This is a genomic window from Sulfuracidifex tepidarius (assembly GCF_008326425.1).
GTDB lineage: Archaea > Thermoproteota > Thermoprotei_A > Sulfolobales > Sulfolobaceae > Sulfuracidifex > Sulfuracidifex tepidarius.
The window spans coordinates 1,012,169-1,035,950 of the sequence record NZ_AP018929.1 but is presented as its reverse complement, the minus strand read 5'-3'; the positions used below and the strand labels follow the sequence as shown (position 1 = coordinate 1,035,950).

At 43.6% G+C, this 23,782-nt stretch carries 25 protein-coding genes; 17 read left to right on the top strand and 8 right to left on the bottom strand.

Translation table 11 applies throughout. The annotated features are described in order from the left end of the window. Nucleotides 1-20: 20 nt before the first annotated feature. Genes asd through thrC form a run of 3 tightly spaced genes read right to left on the bottom strand, consistent with a single transcriptional unit; the run spans nucleotide 21 to nucleotide 3,572 of the window. Nucleotides 21-1,064 carry an aspartate-semialdehyde dehydrogenase gene (asd, locus tag IC007_RS04860; RefSeq protein WP_149528447.1) on the bottom strand — a complete coding sequence of 348 codons (1,044 nt, stop codon included), beginning with the start codon at nucleotides 1,062-1,064 and terminating at the stop codon, nucleotides 21-23. Continuing rightward, nucleotides 1,052-2,392, bottom strand: a complete 1,341-nt coding sequence (locus IC007_RS04855; protein ID WP_054845519.1) for an aspartate kinase — start codon at nucleotides 2,390-2,392, stop codon at nucleotides 1,052-1,054. The genes asd and IC007_RS04855 overlap by 13 nt, the downstream gene beginning before the upstream one ends. After that, the gene (thrC, locus tag IC007_RS04850) at nucleotides 2,379-3,572 is read right to left on the bottom strand and encodes a threonine synthase (protein ID WP_054845518.1); all 1,194 of its coding nucleotides are present in this window, start codon (nucleotides 3,570-3,572) and stop codon (nucleotides 2,379-2,381) included. The genes IC007_RS04855 and thrC overlap by 14 nt, the downstream gene beginning before the upstream one ends. 82 nt (nucleotides 3,573-3,654) lie before the next feature. Here thrC and IC007_RS04845 point away from each other — a divergent pair, with 82 nt between their 5' ends. Continuing rightward, on the top strand, nucleotides 3,655-5,097 hold the full coding sequence (locus IC007_RS04845) for a UbiD family decarboxylase (protein ID WP_149528446.1): 1,443 nt from the start codon (nucleotides 3,655-3,657) through the stop codon (nucleotides 5,095-5,097). Here IC007_RS04845 and IC007_RS04840 read toward each other — a convergent pair. Continuing rightward, entirely contained in the window at nucleotides 5,072-5,284 is a 213-nt protein-coding gene (locus tag IC007_RS04840; protein ID WP_149528445.1) for a hypothetical protein, read from the bottom strand. The genes IC007_RS04845 and IC007_RS04840 overlap by 26 nt on opposite strands. Before the next feature lie 141 nt (nucleotides 5,285-5,425). Here IC007_RS04840 and cdvB1/B2 point away from each other — a divergent pair, with 141 nt between their 5' ends. Then, entirely contained in the window at nucleotides 5,426-6,097 is a 672-nt protein-coding gene (gene cdvB1/B2 / locus IC007_RS04835) for a cell division protein CdvB1/B2 (RefSeq protein ID WP_054845516.1), read from the top strand. Nucleotides 6,098-6,271: 174 nt separating this feature from the next. Next, entirely contained in the window at nucleotides 6,272-8,584 is a 2,313-nt protein-coding gene (ppsA, locus tag IC007_RS04830) for a pyruvate, water dikinase (protein ID WP_232049045.1), read from the top strand. Between the two features lie 309 nt (nucleotides 8,585-8,893). Here the strand turns inward: ppsA and IC007_RS04820 are convergent, their stop codons facing one another. Next, nucleotides 8,894-9,970 carry an inositol-3-phosphate synthase gene (locus IC007_RS04820; RefSeq protein WP_149528444.1) on the bottom strand — a complete coding sequence of 359 codons (1,077 nt, stop codon included), beginning with the start codon at nucleotides 9,968-9,970 and terminating at the stop codon, nucleotides 8,894-8,896. Between the two features lie 91 nt (nucleotides 9,971-10,061). Here IC007_RS04820 and IC007_RS04815 point away from each other — a divergent pair, with 91 nt between their 5' ends. From IC007_RS04815 to IC007_RS04775, 9 genes are read left to right on the top strand one after another with little or no spacing between them, the layout of a single operon-like run. Then, nucleotides 10,062-10,334, top strand: coding sequence for an acylphosphatase (locus tag IC007_RS04815; protein WP_054845514.1), 273 nt, complete (start codon nucleotides 10,062-10,064; stop codon nucleotides 10,332-10,334). Between the two features lie 54 nt (nucleotides 10,335-10,388). Continuing rightward, nucleotides 10,389-11,675, top strand: coding sequence for a TrpB-like pyridoxal phosphate-dependent enzyme (locus tag IC007_RS04810; protein ID WP_054845729.1), 1,287 nt, complete (start codon nucleotides 10,389-10,391; stop codon nucleotides 11,673-11,675). A 1-nt stretch (nucleotide 11,676) separates the two neighbouring features. Continuing rightward, a complete protein-coding gene (gene trpA, locus IC007_RS04805; protein WP_054845513.1) occupies nucleotides 11,677-12,402 on the top strand; it encodes a tryptophan synthase subunit alpha in 726 nt (241 codons plus the stop codon). After that, nucleotides 12,392-13,423 (top strand): anthranilate phosphoribosyltransferase, encoded by a 1,032-nt coding sequence (trpD, locus tag IC007_RS04800; protein WP_054845512.1) that lies wholly within the window; start codon nucleotides 12,392-12,394, stop codon nucleotides 13,421-13,423. The genes trpA and trpD overlap by 11 nt, the downstream gene beginning before the upstream one ends. Further along, nucleotides 13,420-14,004: a phosphoribosylanthranilate isomerase gene (locus IC007_RS04795; RefSeq protein ID WP_054845511.1), complete on the top strand. Its 585-nt coding sequence runs from the start codon at nucleotides 13,420-13,422 to the stop codon at nucleotides 14,002-14,004. Before trpD ends, IC007_RS04795 begins: the two co-directional genes overlap by 4 nt. Then, a complete protein-coding gene (locus tag IC007_RS04790; protein WP_054845510.1) occupies nucleotides 13,994-15,253 on the top strand; it encodes an anthranilate synthase component I in 1,260 nt (419 codons plus the stop codon). The genes IC007_RS04795 and IC007_RS04790 overlap by 11 nt, the downstream gene beginning before the upstream one ends. Continuing rightward, complete coding sequence (locus IC007_RS04785; protein WP_054845509.1) at nucleotides 15,250-15,840, top strand: anthranilate synthase component II; 591 nt, start codon at nucleotides 15,250-15,252, stop codon at nucleotides 15,838-15,840. The genes IC007_RS04790 and IC007_RS04785 overlap by 4 nt, the downstream gene beginning before the upstream one ends. After that, nucleotides 15,840-16,583 (top strand): indole-3-glycerol phosphate synthase TrpC, encoded by a 744-nt coding sequence (trpC, locus tag IC007_RS04780; RefSeq protein ID WP_054845508.1) that lies wholly within the window; start codon nucleotides 15,840-15,842, stop codon nucleotides 16,581-16,583. Before IC007_RS04785 ends, trpC begins: the two co-directional genes overlap by 1 nt. 19 nt (nucleotides 16,584-16,602) lie before the next feature. Beyond that, the gene (locus tag IC007_RS04775; RefSeq protein ID WP_167747980.1) at nucleotides 16,603-17,799 is read left to right on the top strand and encodes a pyridoxal phosphate-dependent aminotransferase; all 1,197 of its coding nucleotides are present in this window, start codon (nucleotides 16,603-16,605) and stop codon (nucleotides 17,797-17,799) included. A 2-nt stretch (nucleotides 17,800-17,801) separates the two neighbouring features. Here IC007_RS04775 and IC007_RS04770 read toward each other — a convergent pair whose 3' ends face one another. Next, nucleotides 17,802-20,213, bottom strand: coding sequence for a valine--tRNA ligase (locus IC007_RS04770; RefSeq protein ID WP_084739656.1), 2,412 nt, complete (start codon nucleotides 20,211-20,213; stop codon nucleotides 17,802-17,804). A gap of 114 nt (nucleotides 20,214-20,327) precedes the next feature. On the opposite strand from IC007_RS04770, the gene IC007_RS04765 reads away from it, so the two are divergent. Genes IC007_RS04765 through IC007_RS04755 form a run of 3 tightly spaced genes read left to right on the top strand, consistent with a single transcriptional unit; the run spans nucleotide 20,328 to nucleotide 22,004 of the window. Further along, entirely contained in the window at nucleotides 20,328-21,296 is a 969-nt protein-coding gene (locus IC007_RS04765) for an NAD(P)/FAD-dependent oxidoreductase (RefSeq protein WP_054845506.1), read from the top strand. After that, nucleotides 21,283-21,678, top strand: coding sequence for a hypothetical protein (locus IC007_RS04760; RefSeq protein ID WP_232049024.1), 396 nt, complete (start codon nucleotides 21,283-21,285; stop codon nucleotides 21,676-21,678). Before IC007_RS04765 ends, IC007_RS04760 begins: the two co-directional genes overlap by 14 nt. A gap of 8 nt (nucleotides 21,679-21,686) precedes the next feature. After that, nucleotides 21,687-22,004, top strand: coding sequence for a hypothetical protein (locus tag IC007_RS04755; protein ID WP_054845505.1), 318 nt, complete (start codon nucleotides 21,687-21,689; stop codon nucleotides 22,002-22,004). Here the strand turns inward: IC007_RS04755 and IC007_RS04750 are convergent. Both IC007_RS04750 and IC007_RS04745 read right to left on the bottom strand, forming a co-directional pair. Next, on the bottom strand, nucleotides 21,965-22,264 hold the full coding sequence (locus IC007_RS04750) for a hypothetical protein (protein WP_054845504.1): 300 nt from the start codon (nucleotides 22,262-22,264) through the stop codon (nucleotides 21,965-21,967). The two genes, IC007_RS04755 and IC007_RS04750, sit on opposite strands and share 40 nt — an antisense overlap. Then, on the bottom strand, nucleotides 22,261-22,479 hold the full coding sequence (locus IC007_RS04745) for a hypothetical protein (protein WP_054845503.1): 219 nt from the start codon (nucleotides 22,477-22,479) through the stop codon (nucleotides 22,261-22,263). The genes IC007_RS04750 and IC007_RS04745 overlap by 4 nt, the downstream gene beginning before the upstream one ends. A 112-nt stretch (nucleotides 22,480-22,591) precedes the next feature. Between IC007_RS04745 and IC007_RS04740 the strand changes: the two genes are divergently transcribed. Together IC007_RS04740 and IC007_RS04735 are read left to right on the top strand one after the other, a co-directional pair. Then, complete coding sequence (locus IC007_RS04740; RefSeq protein WP_054845502.1) at nucleotides 22,592-23,095, top strand: hypothetical protein; 504 nt, start codon at nucleotides 22,592-22,594, stop codon at nucleotides 23,093-23,095. Next, the gene (locus IC007_RS04735; protein ID WP_054845501.1) at nucleotides 23,028-23,645 is read left to right on the top strand and encodes an N-glycosylase/DNA lyase; all 618 of its coding nucleotides are present in this window, start codon (nucleotides 23,028-23,030) and stop codon (nucleotides 23,643-23,645) included. Before IC007_RS04740 ends, IC007_RS04735 begins: the two co-directional genes overlap by 68 nt. The last annotated feature ends 137 nt before the right edge of the window (nucleotides 23,646-23,782 follow it).

Sequence of the window (23,782 nt, the reverse complement as noted above, 5' to 3'; positions counted from 1 at the left end):
TTTAATTCTCAGCACGTTTTTTATATATATCCTAGTTCCTTCATGACTTCTAAGGTAAGCACAGTTATCCCTGCTGCACCCCTTACCAGGTTGTCTCCTAAGACTACGAACCTAAGTATATCGTCTTCCACCTTAATTCTACCGACGCTTGTCGACATTCCCTCACTTAAATCTCTAGCTGGCTGAGGTCTGTCCTCCTCATCCCTGAGCACTATTGGAAACTTCGGCGCAGTGGGTAAACCCCTCAGTTGAGGAAGGGACTTGAATTCTCTTATTGACCTTTTCACGGACTCAGGGTCTACCTTCTCCTGAAGCTCCACGTTTATGACGCCCATGTGTCCTACTTTGACTGGAACCCTAGTAGACGTGACGTAAATCACGTTGTTGGCATTCTTTATTTTACCATCCTCTATTTTCCCCAACATCTTGTTTATCTCCTTGGGTATCTTGTCCTCCTCTCCCTTAATGTAAGGTATAACGTTATTCTCTATTGCCATGAAAGGCAGACCTGAATAGCCTGCTCCGCTTACCGCCTGGAGCGTAGTGATGAACGTCCTTTTCGAAGAAACTGAAGAGAAGATCGGTTTAAGTGGCATTGTCATGATGGAAGCGGTGCAGTTAGGATTCTTAACCATAACTCCTTTCCAGCCTTTCCTCTCCCTTTGGTGCTTGAGTATCTGCAGATGTTCCCAGTTCACTTCTGGGTTTATGAGTGGAACGTCTGGGTCCATCCTAAACGGGGAAGCGTTAGATATCACGGTTATTCCTTCCTTCACAAGCTTCAATTCTACATCTTCTGCAAGGTCGTTCGGAAGGGCAGATAGAACTACGTCCACGTCTTTGTGATCCTCTGGACTGGTGGAGACCATTCTCATTTCCTTGACTTGGTCGGGAATATCTCCTTGTTCAATCCATCTAACAGATTCCTCATATTTCTTGCCTACCTTTGACGGGGATGCACTAACCTTAGTGAGCTCTATGAAAGGGTGAGAGGAGAGGATTCTCACCATTTTCTGTCCTACCATTCCCGTAGATCCCAGGAGTGACACCTTTATTTTGTCCATTTCAACACCTCGTTATGAAGTTCTCTACCTAGTACTTCAGCATTTCCGCTGTTGACTATAAAAGTAGTGCTTACCCTTGAGAGCCCTCTCGATATCATTATAGGGTCATATGAGGACGCTATTCCTAATAACTTAGATGATATCTCGGTTTTCCTCATTCCGCATCCTACCACGCTTATGGCTGAAACGTCCTCTAATCTAACGTTCTTTATGAGATTTCCCTTCAGTTGTGACAATCTGTCTATGAGGCTTGGGACTGACTTCTCATCTACAACCAAGTTTATTGTGGTCTCAGATGCTGGTTGGGAGATCGCAATTATGTTCACACCTACATCTCTGGCCTCTGTCATTATAGCTGAGGCTGAACCTACTTTTCCTACAATCTTAGTACTCTCTACAGAGACCATCTTCAATTGATCCAGCATTGCTATCCCCTTAACCGCGTCCTCGTTAGTGCATTCACCGTTTATAACTGTAGAACCGCTCTCGTAAAGCGATTCCACCTCAACTGTTATGTCAGAATGGAACATGGGGTCGAAGGTTCTGGGGTGTAGCCTCTTGGCTCCGAGCTGTGCGAGTTCTATAGCTTCCTCCAGGGAAAGGCGGGGAATGCTCTTAGCGTTGTTGAACTTCCTCGGGTCTCCTGTCATTATCCCAGGGACTTCTGTTACTAATTTAACCTTGTTAATTCCTAGGACTTTAGCTATGGAAGTGGCGGAGTAATCACTTCCTCCTCTACCAAGTGTGGTGGTCTTTCCATCCTTAGTTGTCCCTATGAAGCCTGGAAAGACCACGACATTAGATTTCACGTCTGATATCAAGTTCTTCATTCTAGCCTCTGAAGCGTCTGGGATTATGTTAGCGTCACCGAAATTTGAGTCGGTTATGAAGGGAGGATCGACTATCCCAGAGGCATCTATTCCGTTAGCCCTGAGAACGGCGGAAAGAGCTATCACGGCCATCCTTTCACCAAAGGAAAGTATATAATCCCTGGTTCTAGGCGTCACCTCTCCCAGAACCCTTATAGACCACGCAACCCTAAAGAGCTCATCAGCCAACTTTGAAATATCTCTGAAGGCCTTCTCGAACTCCTTGCCGTCTGTAACTTTCCCCAGTAACTTAATGTGTCTGTCGTAGATATCGCTTACTATCTCTACTGCCTTATCGATGGAGCTAGATATCTGAATTAGGTCGTTTGTGACGCCCTTAATAGCTGAGGTCACCACAACTAGTCTATCTTGCTTACTATAACTTTCAATCTTTTTAACTATTAGATCGTAGTCCTTCTCGTCCTTCTGGATCGAACCTCCAATTTTAACTACTATTATGGTCGTTCACCTCCTCTAGAATGATTTTTTCAATAAACGAGGGATTGATAAGAATTCTCTTGGTCTCTGCTTTTCCCATTGAATCTGGATCCTTGAGGGAATGGCCCGTGAGTATGATTGCTACCTTCTCATCAGGCGATATAATTTTCCTATCTAAAGCCTTGTAATATCCCGCCAGTGACGCTGCGGAAGCAGGTTCTGCGCCTACTCCTTCCTTCCTTGCCAGATCACGTTGTGCCTTAAGTATCTCGTTATCAGAGACGACTAACATCGTTCCATTAGATTCCCTTACAGCCTTCATTGCCTTCCTCCAGTTTACCGGTTTCCCTATCCTTATTGCAGTAGCTACTGTCTCAGGGCTGTCAGTGAAGACGGGAGACTGACTCCCTTCTATGAATGCCCTTGCTATTGGAGATGCCCCTTCGGCCTGGACACCTATCATCCTGGGGATTTTATCTGTTACTCCGGCTTTCACTAGTTCCGTGAAACCCTTCCATATCGCATAGATGTTCCCCGCGTTTCCGACAGGTACTATAACTGCGTCTGGAACTCCAATATCCTCAGTGATCTCGAAAGCTATAGTCTTCTGTCCTTCAAGCCTCCAAGGGTTAAACGAGTTCAACGGGTAGACTATTCCAAGGTCCTTGTAGAGCTTCATTACAGCCCCCATCGCAACGTCAAAGCTGCCCTCAACTTCCATAATAGTTGTTCCGTAAAGTATTGACTGAGCTAATTTTCCTAATGCTACCTTTCCTTTAGGTAAAACTATGAAGCTCTTAATACCTGCTCTTGCAGCATAGGCAGCAGCTGCAGCAGCAGTGTTTCCTGTGGAAGCAGCGATGACAGTCTTATAGCCATTTGAGACGGCAGAACTGACGGCTACAGTCATTCCTCTGTCCTTAAAGCTGCCCGTGGGATTCACCCCCTCGTACTTCATGTACAAGTTCTTGTTAATATTACAAGACCTAATTAGAGGAGTCCCTCCCTCATTTATAGATATAAGCCTCTTGTACTCTCCTGCTATTAGCTTCTTGTATCTCCAAACCCCACGCCCCCTCAATTCTGAGAAAGAGAAATTGGAGGGTGGCTCCACTATAATTTCCATTAGTCCCCCACATTTAGGACATAATATAGCATTTTGGTCTATTTCCTTTTCATAACCACATTCTAAACATTTCATTACTCCGTCTAGTTTGTTTCCAACCGCGATTCACCAACGTCCTTAAGACTATTTTTTAAACATAAAAAACTTTTATTGCGTAATGGCGTTCTCCGATTTACGTGAGTACTTAAACTACATGAGGAAAAACGGCAAACTCATAGAGGTAGATTCCGAAGTTAGTACCGATCTAGAGATAGCTGAAATAAGCAGAAAGGCAACATACTCTCATCTATATCCTTTGATCTTTAGTAGAGTTAAAGAATTTCCTAAATGGAAGGTAGTGTCAAATGTATTTTACTCGTTGGAGGGGGTCTATGATGTGCTTCAAACCAGAGATTTGGAGTCCATTTCCAAAAGTTTCCTTGAAGGCTTCTCAGACATGCCAGTGACGTTGCTGGACAAGGTTAAGTCTCTCCGTGATGTTTTAAAGCTGGGGAAGTTCACTCCGAGAGCTAAGAAGCCATCTTTCGCGAAATCGGATCTGAAGCTCACTTCTGTCCCTGCAATAAAGACGTGGCCTAAAGACGCTGGAAGGTTCTTTACTTTCTCTTTGACCATAACAAAAGATCCAGATACTGGAGTTCATAATGTAAGTGTGTATAGAATTCAGATTATAGATGATGAGAGAGCAATAATACATTGGCAAGCATTTAAGAGAGGTTCTATGACTGCCATGAGGTATAAAGAGAAGGGAATCACCAAGGTACCCGTAGCTATAGTTAACGGGGTCGACCCAGCTGTAGCATTTACGGCAGCTTCTCCAGTCCCCGCTGGTCTGGATAAGTATTTGTTCGCAGGCATTATGAGAGGAGAAGGAGTAGGGGTTACGGAACTCGATAACGGGATCATGGTTCCATCATCAGCGGAGACCGTGTTTGAGGGCTATGTGAACACAGACGAACTTATGGATGAAGGTCCATTCGGTGATCATCTCGGATACTACACTCCAAAGGACTTGTTCCCTGTTTTTCATCTGACTAAGAGCTACTCTAGGGAAGACCCTTATTTTCACGTGACTTCGGTGGGGAAACCGCCTCTTGAGGACGCTTGGATAGGGAAGGGAGTAGAGAGGATATTCTTGCCATTTGCAAAGATGGTCATTCCTGAGCTAGTGGACATGAACCTCCCAGAATACGGCGTATTTACAGGAGTGGGGATTTTCTCTGTGAAAAAATACTATCCTGGTCAGGCTAAACGTGCAATGATGGCGATTTGGGGATTGGGACAACTAAGCCTTCTTAAGTTCGTGATCGTGGTTGATTCTGACGTAGATGTACATGACCTGAACGAGGTGCTATTTGCCCTATCAACTAGAGTAGACCCACAGAGAGACGTGATGATAGTTAACAACGTTCTCACGGACTCCCTAGACTTCAGTACGCCCTCTCCTCCTCTCGGCAGCAAGATAGGGATAGATGCTACAAGGAAATTCAAGGAGGAGACAGGAAGAGAGTGGCCTGAAGAAGTAACCTCTGATCCTGACGTGCAAAAGAAGGCGGAGGAAATAATTTCTAAACTCAAATCGAGATATCTTCCCTCCTGAACACTTCGCCATCTTTGAATATAACGACTAACAAAACTGGATCTGGTAGCTTCAAGGGAACTTCGACCGTTTCTCCCTGACCTAAGGTTTTATTTATTCTAAGGTCATCGCCTATGTTCCTTATTCCCATTCCGTCAACTGTGTCTACGGTAACTCCATACTTTACAGTCACCGCTAAAAGCGTCAAAACCCTTTCGGATACGTTTTTTATTAAAAGAGTTTTGCCATTATTTACAACGGAAAAGTAACGCATCATTATCTCACTTCGGATCATCGTATTATAAGATTCCTTCCTTTAACTGTTTTCCTAATCAAGTATGAAGATAAGATGGCAAGCACAAAGGTGAATGATTTCATAAAGAATTGGGGTGGAGGGAAGCAGGAGCCTAGCGTAGCTGAGAAGATAAAGGGTGCATTCAAGCCTAAGGAGCCTTTGAGGTATAGACTGGTGATGGCTAACTACAGACTTAAGACTATGATAAGCAGACTCGAAGTTCACGTTTCCAGAATGCAGGAGAGGGACAGAGTCCTTTTCGAGAAAGTAGTAGATGCTCAAATGAGCAAGGATAACATGAGGGCAGCTATGTATGCAAACGAGATAGCAGAGATAAGGAAGATAAGCAAACAACTACTCACGACTCAAATTGCCCTAGAACAAGTTCAGTTAAGGCTTGAGACAGTAACGGAGCTGGGAGACGTGTTCACCAACCTAGTTCCCGTGATAGGTGTGGTAAACGAGCTCAGGAACTCAATGAGAGGGGTAATGCCGGAGATAAGCATGGAACTATCAGAGTTAGAGGAAGGCCTACAGGAGGCAGTATTCGAGGCTGGAGACTTCACCGGAGGAGGAGTAGACTTCACTACAGCATCGCCGGAGGCAAGGAAGATACTGAACGAAGCAGCCGTAGTAGCAGAGCAGAGAATGAAGGAGAACTTCCCAGAACTTCCAGGCTTCGTAACTTCTACACAGAAAGCCTCCAACGGCACTGAACAAAAGTGAAAGTAAATCTGTAACTTTCTAATAAATAATATTTCTTCCCTACCCTTTTTACGATAGTATATAACTGTAAAAAGTTTTTTATAACGTCCTCCTTTATTATATAATGGGGATAATTGATTGGTCGAGTCTCTTAAAGAGGCTCTTGTTCTCGACCTTATTAATATAAGGAAGGAGATGATAGAGCTCGTCGGGGGCAAGGGCGCTAATTTAGGGGAGCTTGTAAGCTTTGGCATACGAGTTCCTCCAGGGTTCGTAATAACCTCTAAATCGTTCGATTATTTTATTGAGCATAACAACTTGAAGAACAAGATAGCTGATGTTCTATCATCATCAAAGGACTCCTTTGAGGCTAGCGACAGGATAAAGTCTCTCATCATGGAATCCAAAATACCCGAGGACTTAGAGCAGTCTATCATGTCATCCTTCGACGAGCTGAGGAGAAAGGTCGGTAAGGACATCCTCGTAGCTGTGAGATCTTCTGCAACAGCTGAGGATATAGCTGAGGCTAGCTTTGCAGGCCAGCAGGACACCTACCTTAACGTTGACAGGGAGCATCTTTTAGAGAACGTAAAGAAAGTCTGGGCTAGCCTATACACAGCACGTGCAATAGAATACAGGAAGTCAAAGTCAATTGACACTTTGAGTGTATCAATGGCAGTAGTAGTTCAAAAGATGGTTAATTCGAGAACTTCTGGAGTTATGTTCACGCTTCACCCTGCAACTGGCGAGAGTGACGTAGTAGTAATTGAAGGAAGCTGGGGTTTAGGAGAGGCAATCGTAGGAGGGAAGGTAACTCCTGACGAATATGTGATAGATAAGGCAACCCTCAAGGTGAAGGAAAGGAAAGTGTCTAACAAGACATTGAAGATAGTTTATGATAAATCCACAAACACAAACAAAGAAATTAAGATAGAGGGAACCGAGGCTGAGACGATCTCCTTCTCTGAGGAGGAAGCCATAGAACTTGCTAAGTTAGGTCTGAAGATTGAAGATCACTACAAGAGACCAATGGACATAGAATGGGCAATAGATTCAGATTTCGTTTTCCCTGAAAGTGTATTCATAGTTCAAGCTAGACCTGAGACGTACTGGTCATCTAGGAAGGTTGAAAAGAAGGCAGAGACAGAGGAAAAGAACCTGCAGACAGGGAAAGTCATAGTGAAGGGTCTCCCAGCAAGCCCTGGTATAGCGTCAGGAATAGCCAGAGTCATATTCGATCTATCTGACGCTAAGGACTTCCAGAAAGGTCAGATTCTCGTGACCAGAATGACTGATCCTGATTGGGTTCCGATTATGAAGATAGCAGGAGCTATAGTGACCGATGAAGGTGGAATGACAAGTCATGCTTCCATAGTTTCGAGGGAGTTAGGCGTTCCAGCGATAGTTGGAAGCAAGGACGCCACAAAGGTTATCAAGGACGGACAGGAGATAACTGTAGACGCTATACGCGGAATAGTGTACGACGGTAGACTTCTTCCAAAAGAAGAAGAGAAACCTGCTACAACAGCTAGCACTACTGGTTTGAGCAAAGAGTTGCTCATGAGCTTGTACCCGGTTACTGCTACCAAGATATACATGAATTTAGGAGAGCCCACTCTGATAGACAAATACCAAGACCTTCCATTTGACGGAATTGGTCTGATGAGGATAGAGTTCATAGTTAGCGAATGGGTTAAATATCATCCACTTTATCTGATTAAGACTGGACAATCAAATCTATTCATAGATAAACTATCCGAGGGAGTAGCCAAGGTTGCTCAAGCCATATATCCGAGACCAGTTGTAGTAAGGTTCTCTGACTTCAAGACCAACGAGTACAGAAAACTTCAAGGTGGTGAGGAGTTTGAGCCCGAGGAGAGGAACCCGATGATTGGATGGAGAGGAGTGTCTAGATACGTAAGCAAAGTATACGAGCCAGCCTTCAGGCTTGAGGTTAGGGCTATACTCAAAGCTAGAGAAGAGATGGGGTTAAAGAACGTCTGGGTGATGTTCCCCTTCGTGAGGACGACATGGGAACTTAGGAGAGCAATCTCGATCATGGAAGAGGAGGGATTGAGGAGAAGTTCGGACTTCAAAGTCTGGATAATGGCTGAGGTACCCTCAGTTGTTGTACTTGCGGATGAGTTCTCGAAGATGGTGGACGGCTTCAGCGTTGGGAGCAATGATTTGACTCAGCTTACATTAGGTGTAGACAGGGACTCGGACTTGCTTGCTAGCATGGGATACTACGACGAGAGAGACCCAGCAGTGATGGCGTCAATACGCAGGCTGATAAAAACCGCACATAGAAACGGAGCTACCGTGTCCATATGCGGTCAGGCTCCAAGTAATTACCCTGAAGTTGCAGAACAGCTAGTGAGGGCAGGGATTGACAGCGTCAGCGTCAACCCAGACACCGTTGTGAGGACTAGAAGGTACATAGCTTCAGTAGAGCACAAAATCATCTTGGAGGAGTCCAGCGGCGCTAAAAGGAAAATGAGGTATTGAGCAAAACTCTCTTTTTAATAAAAATCTTTATCTTAAGATTTTAAGTTTGATTGCTACTAGGTAGGTTTTTGTATTTTTTGAAAACATTCTTTACAAATTCTTCTAGATTTATCGTGATAAGCAGTACATTCTATGCAGACCAATCTTCCACAACACTCACAGTAACCTATTGCCAAGTTCCTCTGGCATAGCTGACATATGCTCATCTCGCATACCTTGCAGATTCCTCTTTCCTTGTTGAAGTCCTCTTCGCAGACTTTCCTTCCGCATATTTTGCAACAATGTTTTGAGTCGTTCTCCCAGCATATTTCACATTTCAATGAATCTTTTGAATTTATCACGTGCTTCTTCATCATTCTTTGCCTGAACTGGAGGGTGTTTGAAGTAAAAAGCTGAAACGTCATTTAGAGGGCCTCCTATCCCTCTATCTTTAGCAAGCTTGACTGCCCTTATAACGTCGACCAAGACTGCAGCACAGTTAGATTTATCGTCTACTTCCAATGAAGCCTCGACTTTGATCGGCATTCCGGCGAATCCTTGTCCTTTCACGTAGATGTACGCAACCTTCGTATTACCCAGGAAAGGTATATAGTCGCTAGGACCGATCCTTATCTTGCCTTCCTTTTCTATGTCCTCGTTTTCTAGCGTGCTTGTTACAGCCTTAGTTTTGCTTATTCTCTTAGAATGTAACCTTTCTTCAGTCTTCATGTTCAAGAAGTCTGTGTTTCCTCCCACGTTGAGCTGATACGTTTCATCTACTGACACTCCCCTCATCATGAAAAGGGATGTTATAGATCTATGAAATATAGTTGCTCCCACTTGGCTTTTCACGTCGTCACCAGCTATTGGGATCCCCTTCTGTGCAAACAATCTCGGAAATTCCCCAGTGGGATCACTGGCTATGAAGACTGGGATGGCGTTCACGAAACCCACATTAGCTTCGAGTGATGCTCTAGCGTAAAGCCTAGAGGCTTTCTCACTACCTACTGGAAGCATATTTACTAATATATCGGCCTTGGTTTCCTTCAGCGTGTCTGCAACTTCCTCAAATTTACCGTCAGTTGAAGGATCGAAGACTTCCCTCATGTGAGGTGCTACTCCGTCCTCAACAGGTCCAGGTAGTACCTTCACTCCTTTCATCTCAACGTCAGTTATCTTAGGAGTAATGTTAGGCTTTTGAAATATAGCCTCAGATATATCCTTACCTATCTTATCCTTAGATACGTCAAAAGCAGCAACCACTTGAATATCAGTTATTCTATAACCTCCAATAACTGGAGTTATGAGCCCTTTAGTGTAATCTTTTCCCATCTTCTTATAGAATTCTATACCCTGAATTAGCATTGAAGCGCAATTTCCTAGTCCAGCTATAGCTACCTTTATCATCACACTTTAATGTGAGCTGTATAAAATATATTTAAGTGATGAGACCTTAGAACGGATAAGTGAAGAAGTGGAGCGACTCTGAGGTGATTTCGTGTTAAAGAGGCTAAACGCCAGAGTTTATGGTAAGGTACAAAAAGTAGGTTTCAGGAACTTCGTTAAGGTCAATGCGATGAGGCTTGGGCTTAAAGGGTATGCTAAGAACCTTCCCGACGGTACGGTAGAGGTGATAGCAGAAGGACATGAGGAATCACTTTCGAGGCTTCTTGAATATCTTAGAGACGGCCCTCCAGCCTCGGTTGTGGAAAGGGTTGAACATTCCTTCTGTGACTATAAAGGAGAGTTCAACGATTTCAAGATATATTAAACTTTATAAAAGCTGACGTTTTTAATGGTAGTGGTAGGTGTATATGATACACCAATGGTAAATAACGCAGAAGAAATTCTTCCAAAGTATTGGTATAATATAATACCAGATCTTCCTAAACCTTTGCCTCCTCCTAGGGATCCCCTAGGGGCTGAGTTCTCTAGGATAGATCTATTAAGAACAATTCTCCCAAAGGAAGTTCTGAGACAACAATTGACGATAGAGAGATACATAAAGATTCCCGAGGAGGTTAGAGAAAGGTACTTAGCCATAGGAAGGCCTACTCCTTTACTTAGGGCAAGGAGGCTCGAGGAATATCTGGGCACACCAGCTAAGATATACTTCAAGTATGAGGGCGCTACGCCAACAGGGTCACACAAGATAAACACTGCTCTTCCACAAGCTTACTTTGCAAGAGAAGAAGGAATAGAACACGTTGTTACTGAGACTGGAGCTGGCCAGTGGGGTACAGCGACCGCGTTGTCTGCAACGATGTATGGTATGAAGTCTACAGTATTCATGGTGAAAGTCAGCTACGAACAGAAGCCAATGAGGAAGAGCATCATGCAACTTTACGGAGGAGAAGTATACCCGAGTCCCACGGATCTGACAGAGTTCGGAAAGAAAGTAAGAAAAGAGAACCCTAATCACCCTGGGTCTTTAGGTATAGCTATGAGTGAAGCAATCGAATATGCCCTCGACCATCACCTCAAATACCTAGTAGGAAGCGTCCTTGACGTGGTCATTTTACACCAGAGTGTGATAGGACAGGAGACCATAGCTCAGTTGGACGAGCTGGGAGAAGAACCTGATGTACTTATAGGATGCGTAGGAGGAGGAAGCAACTTCGGTGGTTTCTCTTTTCCGTTCATAGGAAACGGTAGGGGTAAGAAATACATAGCAGTAGCTTCGGCTGAAATTCCTAAGTTTAGTACTGGAGAATACAAATATGACTTCCCTGATAGCGCGGGGCTACTCCCGTTAGTGAAGATGATTACCATGGGAAACAGTTACGTCCCTCCGCCTATATATGCAGGAGGACTGAGATACCACGGAGCAGCGCCTTCTCTTAGCTTGCTAATGAAAGAAGGAATAGTGGGTTGGAGAGAATATAACGAGAATCAGATATTTGAGGCTGCACAAATGTTCATGAGGACACAAGGTATAGTCCCCGCTCCAGAGTCATCTCACGCTATAAGAGCTGTAATTGAAGAGGCGTTGGAGGCAAAGAGAGCTAATAGGAAGGAGGTGATAGTGTTTAACCTGAGCGGTCACGGGCTTCTAGATCTTCCAAACTACGACTCAATGATGAAGAGGGTGACGAGCAACGAGCAAAGATAAGATGTTAGTAGTATACATGACACTTGGATATCCAGACAACGAGAGATACCTTGAGTTCATGGAGGAAGCAGTAAAGAACGGAGCTGATATACTTGAGATAGGGATTCCACCTAAGTATGCCAAGTATGACGGACCCGTGATCAGGAAGAGTTATGAGAAAGTCGCAGGTAAATTCGACTTGTGGAGTTTCCTTCCTGAGACAAGGAAGGTGATAGGTGGAACTAAAGCTATAGCCCTCACTTACTTGGAAGATTGGGTGCAGGAGTTAGACGATTTTCTATGCAAGTTGAAGAGAGCTGGTCTAGACGGGGTTCTCTTTCCAGACCTGCTGATCGATTTCGTTGATGACTATCAGACATATTCAACCAGAGTTAGAGAGAAGGGATTAAATAACGTAATATTCACCGCACCTTCTGTGCCTGATAAGATGATATTGCAGGTCTCCAGACAGTCAGATCTCTTCCTTTATTACGGTGTAAGGCCTACGACTGGAATACCCTTACCTATAACTGTGTCGTCTCTGGTAACTAGAGTGAGAAATCTAGTGGACAACAAGTTAGTAGTGGGGTTCGGCCTTTCTGACGAGAACGACCTCAGGAAAGCTTTGAAGGCCGGTGCGGACGGTGCAGCAATAGGCACTGCTTTCATACAAGCTATTGATAACGGAGGTGTGAAACAAGCTATAGATCTGGTTATAAAATTAAGGTCGGTTCTTGATGAGTTCTGAACTCAAGAGGTTAGTGGAAAGGAAGGACTTGAGCGAAGAGGAAGCTTTCTCTTTAGGTAACAAGTTCATGAAGGGTGAGTTAACCGAATCGTTGATGGCCGGGCTGTTAGTTGCTTTGAGGATGAAGGGAGAGAAAGCTGAGGAAATAGCTGGATTCGCCAGATCTATGAGGTCATTTATGGTCAAAGTAGAAGGAAAACCAGAGGGTTTGGACACAGCTGGAACTGGAGGAGATGGGATGAATACAGTAAACGTGAGCACAGCGTCAGCGGTGGCGATGAGCACTTTAGTCCCTGTCTTCAAACACGGGAACAGAGCTGTAAGTAGTAGCAGTGGAAGCGCTGACGTACTTGAGGCTTTCGGTTACGACATAAATGTGAAGCCAGGGGAAGTGAGCGAAATAGTGAGCAAGGTAAATTTCGTGTTCCTATTTGCCCAGGTTTACCACCCAGCGATGAGGAACGTAGCTGTAGTCAGGAAGAGTCTGGGAATCAGGACTCTGTTCAATGTGTTGGGGCCTTTCACGAATCCAGCTTCAGTCAGAAGGCAAGTAATAGGCGTGTTTTCAAGGGAATATATGGACGTTCTTATTGACGCAGCGAAACTTCTGGGTTACGAAAGGCTCATTCTCGTTCATGGAGAGCCTGGCATAGATGAAGTGAGCGTCTCAGGTAAAACTTTCATGAAGGTCTTGAAAGAAGGGAAAGTGACCGACTATGAAATAACTCCAGAAGAGCTTGGTATAAAGCCCATAGAACTCAAGCATGTGACCGCATCTTCAGCTGAGGAGTCCGCCATGAAGATACTGAGAGCGTCTTTTGGGAAAGACAACGAAGTCTCAGCTTTCCTCAAAGCTAACATAGCAGTTGAGCTGTTTCTGCTTGACAAGGTGAAAGACATGAAGGACGGATACGAAATGGCTCAGTCTCTATTGGAGGAGTTGCCTTCTAGGCTTAAAGTTATCATACAAAGTCACGGGAACCCTTCAAAACTCAATGACATGTTAGGTAGATTACAATGAAAGTGAAGATATGCGGTGTTGCGACTCTGGACGACGCAGTCTTCCTCAGCCAAATAGGCATAGATATGATAGGAATAGTGAACGAGCCGTCGAGTCCTCGCTTCGCCAAGAGGGAGTTCAACAGGATAGTGAAGTCAAAGGTGGATAAACCAGTGGTAGGAGTAACCGTAAGAGGGAGTCTCTCTCTGCAAGCGGAAGACATGCTTCAGGTTCACAGAGTCCTCTCTTTAGAGGAGATCTCTTCCCTTACTACCTTGAACATTTCCAACTTCATTTTCTACGTTCCAGCGTCAGAAGAAGGTAAGGAATATCTCAAAGATCTGGCTTCAGCAGGCGTTAAGAACATTTTGGTTGACTCCCCGAGAAAGGGAGAGAAGACTTCGTTTAAGGTAGCCAAAGAGATTCTAGATGTTTTCCCCGAAGCCGGGGTAGCGGGAGGAATAACGCCCCTCAACGTGATGGACTTCGTCCGCCTGAACCCAGGATGGATAGATGTATCAAGCGGTGTAGAGTCTTATCCTGGAAAGAAAGACCATGATAAAGTAATGAAAATTAAAGAGGCCGTGAGAAATGGAGTATAGAATTTCAGACTTTCCTTCTCCAATATCTCTGTTTTCCAAGCTAGAGAAAGAGGAAGAGCTAATAGGCTTACTGGAGAGCGTTAGCGGTCCTCAGTATAAAGCTAGGTACAGCGTTGTTGCTTGGGGAGGGAGGAAATACTCAATAGAAGGAGATCCAGCTAAGGAAATCCGCTCTATCTTAAACAGCGCAAAGACCAGGAATATTCCAGGTCTCTTTAAGGGAGGCTTGCTAGGTTACGTGAGTTACGACGCGGTAAAGTTCTGGGAGAGAACGAGGATAGACTCTTTGCCTGAGAGCGAAAAGTGGCCTTATGCAGAGTTCTTCATGCCTGAAAATCTAGTTGTCTATGACCATGAATCAGGTAAGGTTTACGTGGAGGGAGACCTACCTCCTGCTGGTAACATGACCAAGGATTTCAAGGTAAAAGACCTCGACGAGTCCTTGAAGCAAAAGGATTACGAGGCTGGGGTCAAGCAAATTCTGGAACAAATCAGAAACGGCTACGCATTCCAGGTTGTGCTTTCAAGGTTCTATAGGTACACCTTCCAAGGAAGCCTGCTTAACTTTTACGCTAAGTTAAGGGAAGTCAATCCATCACCCTATATGTTCTACCTGAAATTCGGCGATAGAGGTTTGGTAGGTTCAAGCCCAGAGCTCCTCTTCAGGCTACAGAACGGGATAATAGAGACCTATCCTATAGCTGGGACCAGACCTAGAGGAGAAGACCCAGACAAGGACTTCGCTTTGGAAAAGGAACTTCTATCTTCAGAGAAAGAGAGAGCAGAGCACCTTATGCTGGTAGACCTAGCCAGGAACGATGTGGGGAAGGTCTCAGTGTCTGGGACAGTGAAGGTTCCAGAGCTAATGTATGTAGAGAAATACAGTCATGTCCAGCACATAGTGTCAAAGGTAGTGGGAACTGCTAGCAAGAGGTTTCAAGCCAGCGATGTGCTGAAGGCTATGTTTCCTGCAGGTACCGTGAGCGGAGCTCCTAAGCCGATAGCCATGGAGATGATCTCGTCGCTAGAGGAGTATCGTAGGGGACCTTACGCAGGTGCAGTAGGTTTCTTCTCTGCAGACGGGAGTGCCGAGTTCGCAATCAACATAAGGACAGCATTCTTCAACCGTGATTTGTTAAGGATACAAGCAGGGGCTGGGATAGTTTACGACTCACAGCCCGAGTCTGAGTACAAGGAAACGGAGTACAAGATGATGGCTTTGAAGAAGATAATAGGTGAGTTCAAATGAGTGATCTAGTACTGATCATAGACAACTACGATAGTTTCGTCTACAACATAGCCCAAGCTGTAGGAGAGTTAGGCTCCACTCCGATAGTTGTTAGGAACGATGAAATAACGCTCTCAGGGGTGAGAAGAATATCCCCAGATAAGATCATCATATCCCCCGGCCCTGGTACCCCGGAGAAAAAGGAAGACATAGGTATAGTATCAGATGTAATTAAAGACATGGGGGAGGAAGGAACCCCGATATTAGGTGTCTGTCTAGGTCATCAGACAATAGGCTACGTTTATGGCGCTAAAATAAGGAAAGCCAGAAAGGTCTACCATGGTAAGGTGAGTGAGATAAGGCTCTTAGGGAATGACGTTCCAATCTTTGCTGGCATACCTAACACCTTCAATGGTACCAGATACCATAGCTTGGTAATTGACGACGTAAAGGAACCTTTGATAGTAGACGCCATTTCAGAGGACGGTGAGATAATGGCAGTTCATCACTCTAAATTTAACATCTTTGGAGTTCAGTTCCATCCTGAAAGCGTAGGGACAGAAGTGGGGCGCAAAATATTTTTTAATTTTCTTAATAGGGTAATGTGATGCCTAGGTATCTGCAAGGATGGCTCAAGGACGTCGTAGAGAACTCGATGAAAAGGGGGTATATTTCAACAGAAAGGAGGAGACCAATATACAATATTATTGAAAGGATAATGGAATTCCAAAGGAACAACATAAACTCTATAATAGCCGAGTTCAAGAGAAATTCTCCTTCAGGGTTTTCCGCAGAAGGCGACCCGGTAGCTTACGCTAAGTTCATGAGAAACTACGCTGTAGGGATCAGTGTCCTTACAGAGGAGAAGTTCTTCAAGGGATCTTACGACTTACTGAGGTCTATTGCAGACGTGGTAGACATACCGATCCTCATGAAGGACTTCGTGGTCTCTGAGAGTCAAGTGGACAGCGGTTACAACCTTGGTGCGGACTTCGTGCTCTTGATAGTAAGAGTACTCACAGAAAGGGAGTTGGAAGGTTTAATAGAATACGTCAGAAGTTTCAAAATGGAAGCTCTTGTAGAAGTTCACGACAAAGACGACCTTGATATAGCTCTAAGGTGCGGAGCTAAGTTAATTGGCTTTAACTCTAGGAATCTGGTCACGCTCGAGATCGACCACGACAAGCAGAGGGAACTCATTGCCTCTGCTCCTAAGGACGTGATAAAGGTAGCTGAGAGCGGGATCCAAAGCAGGGATCAAATTCTCGAGCTTAAGAAAGCTGGTGCTGACGCCTTTCTGATAGGTTCTTTCTTGATGAGAGAGCCAGAGAAAATCAAAGAATTTATATGAAGTAAAATAAACCTTTCCTGTGTCCTTTAATTTCGCATCCAATGTGCAGGAACTAGCAGGTGAGTCTACCCTAGTTTATCAGGAAATAGCGAGGAAAGTAAGTAAGGAAAAAGGAATTAAGACTATTAACTTCGGCATAGGGCAACCCGACTTGGTTACCTTCAAGAGGATAAGAGATAGCGCCATAACAGCCCTTCAAGACGGCTTCACTGGGTACACTCCGGCCCTTGGGATAGACGAGTTGAGGGAGAAGATAGCCCAATACTTAAATCGATACGGTGACGTGAAGAAGGACAACGTGATTGTGACACCAGGAGCGAAAACGGCTTTATTTCTAGGTTTCATCCTCTTCGTGAACCCTGGTGACGAGGTAATAGTGGACGATCCTTCTTTCTATTCGTACGCCGAGGTCATCAGGCTTCTGGGCGCCAAGCCTGTCTTTCTGAGGCTCAACATGAGAGAGAACGGTTTCTCTCACGACCTGAAATCCCTTGAAGAACTCATAACGCCGAGGACTAAGATGATAGTGATCAATAACCCTCACAATCCCACCGGTTCGCTTTTCGATCCCCACGAAATTGAAAGGATTATGGAAATATCGAAAGAAAGGAAAATAATCCTAATGTCGGACGAGATTTACGATAACTTCGTGTATGAAGGAAAGATGAAGAGTGCGCTCGAAGACCCAGATTGGAAGGACTACGTAATTTACATTAACGGCTTCAGCAAGACCTTCTCTATGACAGGGTGGAGGCTAGGTTACGTTGCTGCAAGGGAGGACATAATCAAAAAGATGGGAGTGTTAGCGGGGAACATTTATACATGTGCCACCAGCTTCGCCCAAAAGGGAGCCATAGCGTCATTTGACTCTTTTGATGAAGTAAAAGACATGATAGAGCTCTTCAGGAAGAGACGTGACGTTATGTATAGCGAGCTTCAGAAGGTTAAGAAGATCAAGGTCATAAAACCTCAAGGTGCTTTCTATATGTTCCCTTACATGGGAGATCTACTTAGGGCCATGGGCATGGAAATAAAGGACTTTTCAGTAGAGTTGATCAAGTCCAAGGGAGTCATCACTATACCGGGAGAGGTTTTCCCCAAAGACGTAGGGAAAGACCACGTCAGGTTAAGTTTCGCAGTTAAAGAACAAGACATAAAAGAAGGAGTTAAGAAAATAGCAGAGTTCGTTGATGAGAGATTACAAAGCGAGGGATGAGCTTAACTCCCATGGACTGAGATCTCAACTTTCTCCTCATTATTGTTAAAATACTCTATTTTCTCTATTTTTAGTGTCTTCTTCAAGTCCTCCTCAACTTCTCTTAACACTGACACTGACTTTTCATCACCGTAGAACTTGACATCTACGGGAGTCGGCATAGCTAGCTTGTTAGCAACTTTAGAAGTCCTCACCATGGAGGAGAACCTCTTTATTATCTTGCCCTTCTCCAACGCTTCGTTGTCGTCAGGGATGAAGCTCACGTCAGGGAGAGACTCTAACAAGACGCTCTTCTTGTCACCGTATAGCCTAGAGTAGATCTCCTCAGTTATGTGAGGTGCTATGGGATGTAAGATTACTATCAAGTCCTTCAAGATCTTACTTATTATAGCTAGGACAACCTGATCGTTTTCAAAAAGCCTATGCTTTATCATCTCCAGATACTCGTCAGCTATGATCTCCCAGAAGTAGTCGTAGAATTGCTGAATTACGACGTAGAAGTCATATCTGTCGTAAGCTGCTATTGAGCTCAGGACGAACTTCTTATGTTCCTGTAATATCCACTTGTCGATTAAGTTCTCGGGTCTCACCTTATCTAAATCTACCTTGTTTTCTTTCAGGAAGGGATAGAGAAGCCTGCTTGCGTTCCATAACTTCTGTAGCATAGTTTTCTTAGCTTTCACCTTTTCCCATTTGAATGGGAAATCATCTCCTATTGATGCATCCAACAAAGTCAGCCTTATGGCATCTGCCCCCATTTCGTCTATCTTGTCGAGGGGAGATACTGTATTCCCTTTGCTCTTGCTCATTCTGGTACCGTCTGGTCCGAGGACTTGGCCGTTGACTAACACTTCCCTGAAAGGAACGTTACCTGTTAGGGAAAGAGTTCTGAAAAACGTATAGAAAAGCCAAGTTCTTATGATGTCAGTTCCTTGAAGCCTTATCGAAACGGGGAACGACCTGGAGAACCTTTCCTTATCGGTAAAGTAACCTGAAACGTAGAGGGCGCTTATGCTTGAGTCTATCCAAACGTCAGCCACGTCCTTCACTGGGTAAAGCTGCTCTCCGCATATTGGACATCTATCTGTAGGCGGAGGAGAGTTGTTAGGGTCTATCGGTAAGTCCTCCTCCTTTGCCGGCACTAAGTGGTTATTTTTACAGTACCAGAAAGGTATTGGAGTACCGTAAAGTCTCTGTCTACTTATGTCCCAGTCCCATTCCAAACTCGTTATCCATGTCTCGAGATAGTAAGACATTCTCTGGGGCATGAACTTCATTGATCTATATTTTTCTAATAATTTTTGTTTATCATCTAATACCTTGATATATATCTGTTTCTTAGTTAAGAATTCTATAGGAGACATACAGTCGCTTCTCTCGGTGTGTGCTATTACGTTATGTTTTATGTTCTCAACCTTCACCAGAAAGCCCTTCTCTTTTAGTAGTTGAACTATCTTTTTCCTGGCTTCCTCAACTTTCAGCCCGTCGACTATTCCGGTTCCCTTCATTCTTCCTCTTTCATCTATCATTTCAACTGAGGGCAGGTTATGTTTCAACTTCACCTTTATGTCTTGAGGGTCTCCGTAGGTGCTTATCATCTCTGCTCCAGTTCCGAAGTCTTTCTCTACGCTCTCCTCTGCTATTATTTTCACTTCCTTATTGAACAATGGGATGATCGCTGTTTTCCCTATCAGGGTCTTATATCTTTCGTCCTCGGGGTTCACTGCTACTGCCTGAGTAGCTCCTATAAGCTCAGGCCTTGTGGTCGCTATTGTAATATAACCACCGTCCTTCAAGGGGAAATTGACATGGGCTATTATACCTTCCCTTTCAATGTAACCCACCTCGCTTAGGGCTAGTGCTGTCTCGCATTTCGGGCACCAATATACCGGTCCATCTCTAACTTCAATTTTCCCCGCTTTGAACATGTCTAACAAGCTCCTTTGGACTGCCTTCCTGTAGGTTGTCTCGTAAGTTTTGTATTCAAACCTTTCCCATTCAGGTCTGTACCCTAGTCTTATCATGGCGCCCTTCATTTTAGTTATCATTTCCTCAGTCCATTCAACGCACTTCTTTAGGAACAGCTCTCTGTTCTCCTTCGGTATCCTTAACTTATATTGCACTTTCAGTTCAGTGGGTAATCCCTGAGTGTCCCAACCCTGAGGAAGAAGGACGTTGTAACCTTGAATCCTCCTGAACCTCGCTATGCAATCAGCTATGCTTACCCAATATGCATGACCCATGTGAAGCTCTCCGCTGGTGAAAGGCGGAGGCGTATCTATCACGAATGATTCCTTCCCTTTCTCTTCCTCTTTGAACCTGAAGACTTCCTTCCACATTTCCTCACTAAGCCATATTTTCTGCCATTTCTCTTCAATTTCTTTAGGTGAGTAGTGCTTGGGCCATTCCTCCATCTTTTTAATTATTTCTTCTTGACTTATCAGAAAGTGTCACCTCAATTGATGTATCTCCATCATGTTGCAGGATATTTAAGCATTTAATTTATTCCTCTCCGTTGAGTTGTAGATATGAAAGTTGCTATAAGAGGAGGCGGAGTAGCGGGTTCTCTACTAGCTTACCTTCTAAACAATTCGGGGAACGAAGTTGAGATATTCGACATAAAGGGAAGTTATGTGAAACCTTGTGGAGACATAGTTCCAAACGTTTACGATCCACCTAAAGGATGGGACGTGGACTACGAGATAAAGAGGTTCGCGTTTCTTGTCGACGGCGAGAAAATTTACGACGTAAGTTATCGTAACCCGAAGTGGTTAGTAATTGATAAGTGGAAATGGATAAATTCAATGCGAGATAAAATTCCTCATAAAATTACGATTGAACCTCCTAAGCCAGAGAGGTATGACGTCGTGGTAGATAGCCGCGGACCTTATCCTATGGACAGGAAAGTGGTTTACACTACTAGGGCTATAATAAGGACGGAGAAATTCGACGACACTGCAGTTTTCGAGTTCTCGAGTAAGTACACAGGTTTCTACTGGATTTTCCCCAGCAAGGAAGGAGAGTACAATATAGGAGCTGGATTTTTAGAATACAAAAATTCGAGAGAGCTCCTTCTGGATTATTTGAAAGATCACTTTGAAGGTTATAAGCTTCTTGATATAAGAGGCGCTCCGATTTCCGTAGAAAGACCTAAGGAGAAAGGAAACAGAATAGGCGAAGCAAGAGGTTTAGTTTTCCCTTTAAGTGGAGAGGGGATTAGGCCTTCTGCCATTTCAGCAGAGAGGGCGTTCCAAGCTTTGATCCGCGGGAAAGACGTCTCAACTTCCTTAGATCGCGAACTGAAGGTGATTGAGGGTAGAATAAAGATACAGAGTATTCTCCTCAATGCTTACATGTCAGCTAAGCCCTCAATGAGGAAGGTTATGATGAAGACGTTAATGAAAAACGATGTACTTATAGATGCCTATTTAGAGGATAAAATTGACTTACAAGGAATCTCTGAGTCGTTGAGGTTGATGCGAAGTGGCGAGTTCTGAGCTGTTGGAGGTCATTTTAGACAACTCAAAAAGCAAGAGCGGTAAACACGCAATAAGAAGTTTCCTTTTTCAAGTGGAAAACAACCTGATTGTAGACCTTTCCACTTCCTCTGGAAGAAATTTGCCATCTACCTATAAGGTAGGAGAATCGAAGATAGTTGAAGTTCCTAAGGGCACTGTGGTTTACTTAACCTTAAAGAAGAACATTAAAGGTCAAGTTAGAGGAAGAATAGTAGAATTAAAAGACAACAAGGTCGTTCTCGTTATGAATTACAGGAAGTTGAAGCTTAAGAGGGTCGAAGGGGACTCCAAGTCCGTTGATCCTGTGAAGAAGGTGTTAGACTATCTTAAGGTTCCAGTAAAGAAGGTAAATTTGAGGTGATGAGGTAAATGTTCTCTTTGGAGTTTCAGGTGATGGAAGAATACGACATTGTGAAAATGAGGGATTTCATGTCTTCGGTGGACTCCCTTTTTCAAGGGATATGCGAGACCATAAAGGTAGGTGCTTCTTATCTCTGTGCACCTAATAGCAACACGATGCTAATAGTTTACATGAATGTGTCTAATCTAAAAGACGTAAAGACTGTCCTTAGGGTAGACGCCGAGGATGCGTCCTTTGCTGTTTCAGTCATTTCGGAAATAAACGAGAGGTTAAAGAAAATGGGGTTTCATATGAATTTAGAGAGTTCGTTTGTAACCTCTAAGTAAATTTCATTGGGTTCAATTTTCACATTTTCCTTAATTTCTCCAATTACATTACAAAGATAAGATCCTATTTTTGTTTTACAATATACTAACTTCTTTATTGTTAGATCTCTTAATTCTATCTCCTTTTCAACATAAACAAGGTTCTCTACTTTCTCTCCTTCAGGTATCTTATCCACAACTAAGCTAACATCCATTACAAAAATTCTAGAATTATCGAAAGTAATGACTAACTGGTTATTTACAAAAAACTTGTTCATCATAACATTGGCACTAGCTCACTTCCACAATAAGGACACTTTCCCTTGAGACCTCTCTTGTCTGCTTCGCAGAAGTAAGCCTTATATTTCTTCTCACATTTAGGGCACTTGTATACCACATCGGTACCTATGAGCAGGGACCTGTTGCATATTATGCACTTTACGGTTAACCATCCTACATGGCCATAAGCGTTACTTCCCTTATTCCTCAGACTCATACAAGATCAAATTATATGAAGTGTTAAGTTTAAATGATTATGCCTCTGTTATACCTGATCTCAACTAACGAGGATTTTTAAGTAGAAAAAACGTTAGTATTTAGACGAATTTATGGTAATGGTGGAAGAGTATAAGGTAGAGCCTAAACCCATCACTGGCAGTTTAGTGGTAATTACTCTAATCAAAAAAGGGGAAAGAGAAGTAGAGGAAGTCCCTGAGCAATTACAAGATAATGAGGTAATTTTAGTTAAGGATGAAGGTGAGATATCAGTTCATGCAGGTAAGATAGATGCAGATTACGTCTTACCTAAACCTGTCCTGGTTAACAAGATAGGTGTACCCTCTTCTGTTTCGGACTCTGTAGCTTCCATGTTGTTCTTCAACCTGGAGGGAACGTTAGTTTACGGTATAAAGGTGGGAGCAGAGTTTCCATTTATTTATTTAGAGACAACGGAGGGCACTAAAATAATTACAATGTCGGAGATAAGGGAGCCTAAGTCAACTAGGCTTGAGCAGCCCTCAAAGACAGAAGTGAAGAGGGTTAAACGTGTTAAGAAGTCTGCTTCAAAACGCAAGTCTAAGAGCAAGAGTACTAGAAAGAGCAGAAGAGTTTAAGTTGAATAACAAGGCCGGAAATGACGTTTGGGCTAGAGAGTTACTATTATGTCAGCTTACAGCTAATTCATCCTTTGTCTCAGCTTACCTTTCGTTAATGTGCTCCTGGGATTCGCTGTGGAAAGGGGAAGAAAATGAGGTTGCCCTCTCCTTAAAGAGGTGTGGATATAGGTTTCCAAACCTGAAGGCTAGGTTCATAACGAAAAACAGACATCTATTACCTCACATAAGGGACATGGTGAAGCCGATAGCAGACGAGGATCAAGGAAAGGCTAGAGAATACATAGTAAAGAACTTCATTGGTTTCGGCTATAAGGAAGCTAGTCACTTCCTTAGAAATGTGGGCTACTTCGACCTTGCAATAATAGATAGACATATCCTGTCCTTTCTAAAGACTCAGGGGTTGTCGTTTAACTTTAAGACCATGACTAAGTATAGGTATTTACAGATGGAATCGGTTCTTCGCTCTATTTCGAACGCTTTAGGTATAGATTTAGGAATATTAGATCTGTTTATATGGTTTGAAGAGACGGAAACAGTACTAAAGTAAAATAAAAGTATATTAACTAGATCCGTAATGGTATAACGATAAAAATGGAGCAAGTCGAAGAGAGGAGAGTTCAAGAATCGATTCAAATTTTAGTAGATGGAGATTCGATGTCTGTTTCTTCACTTTCATGTTCATCA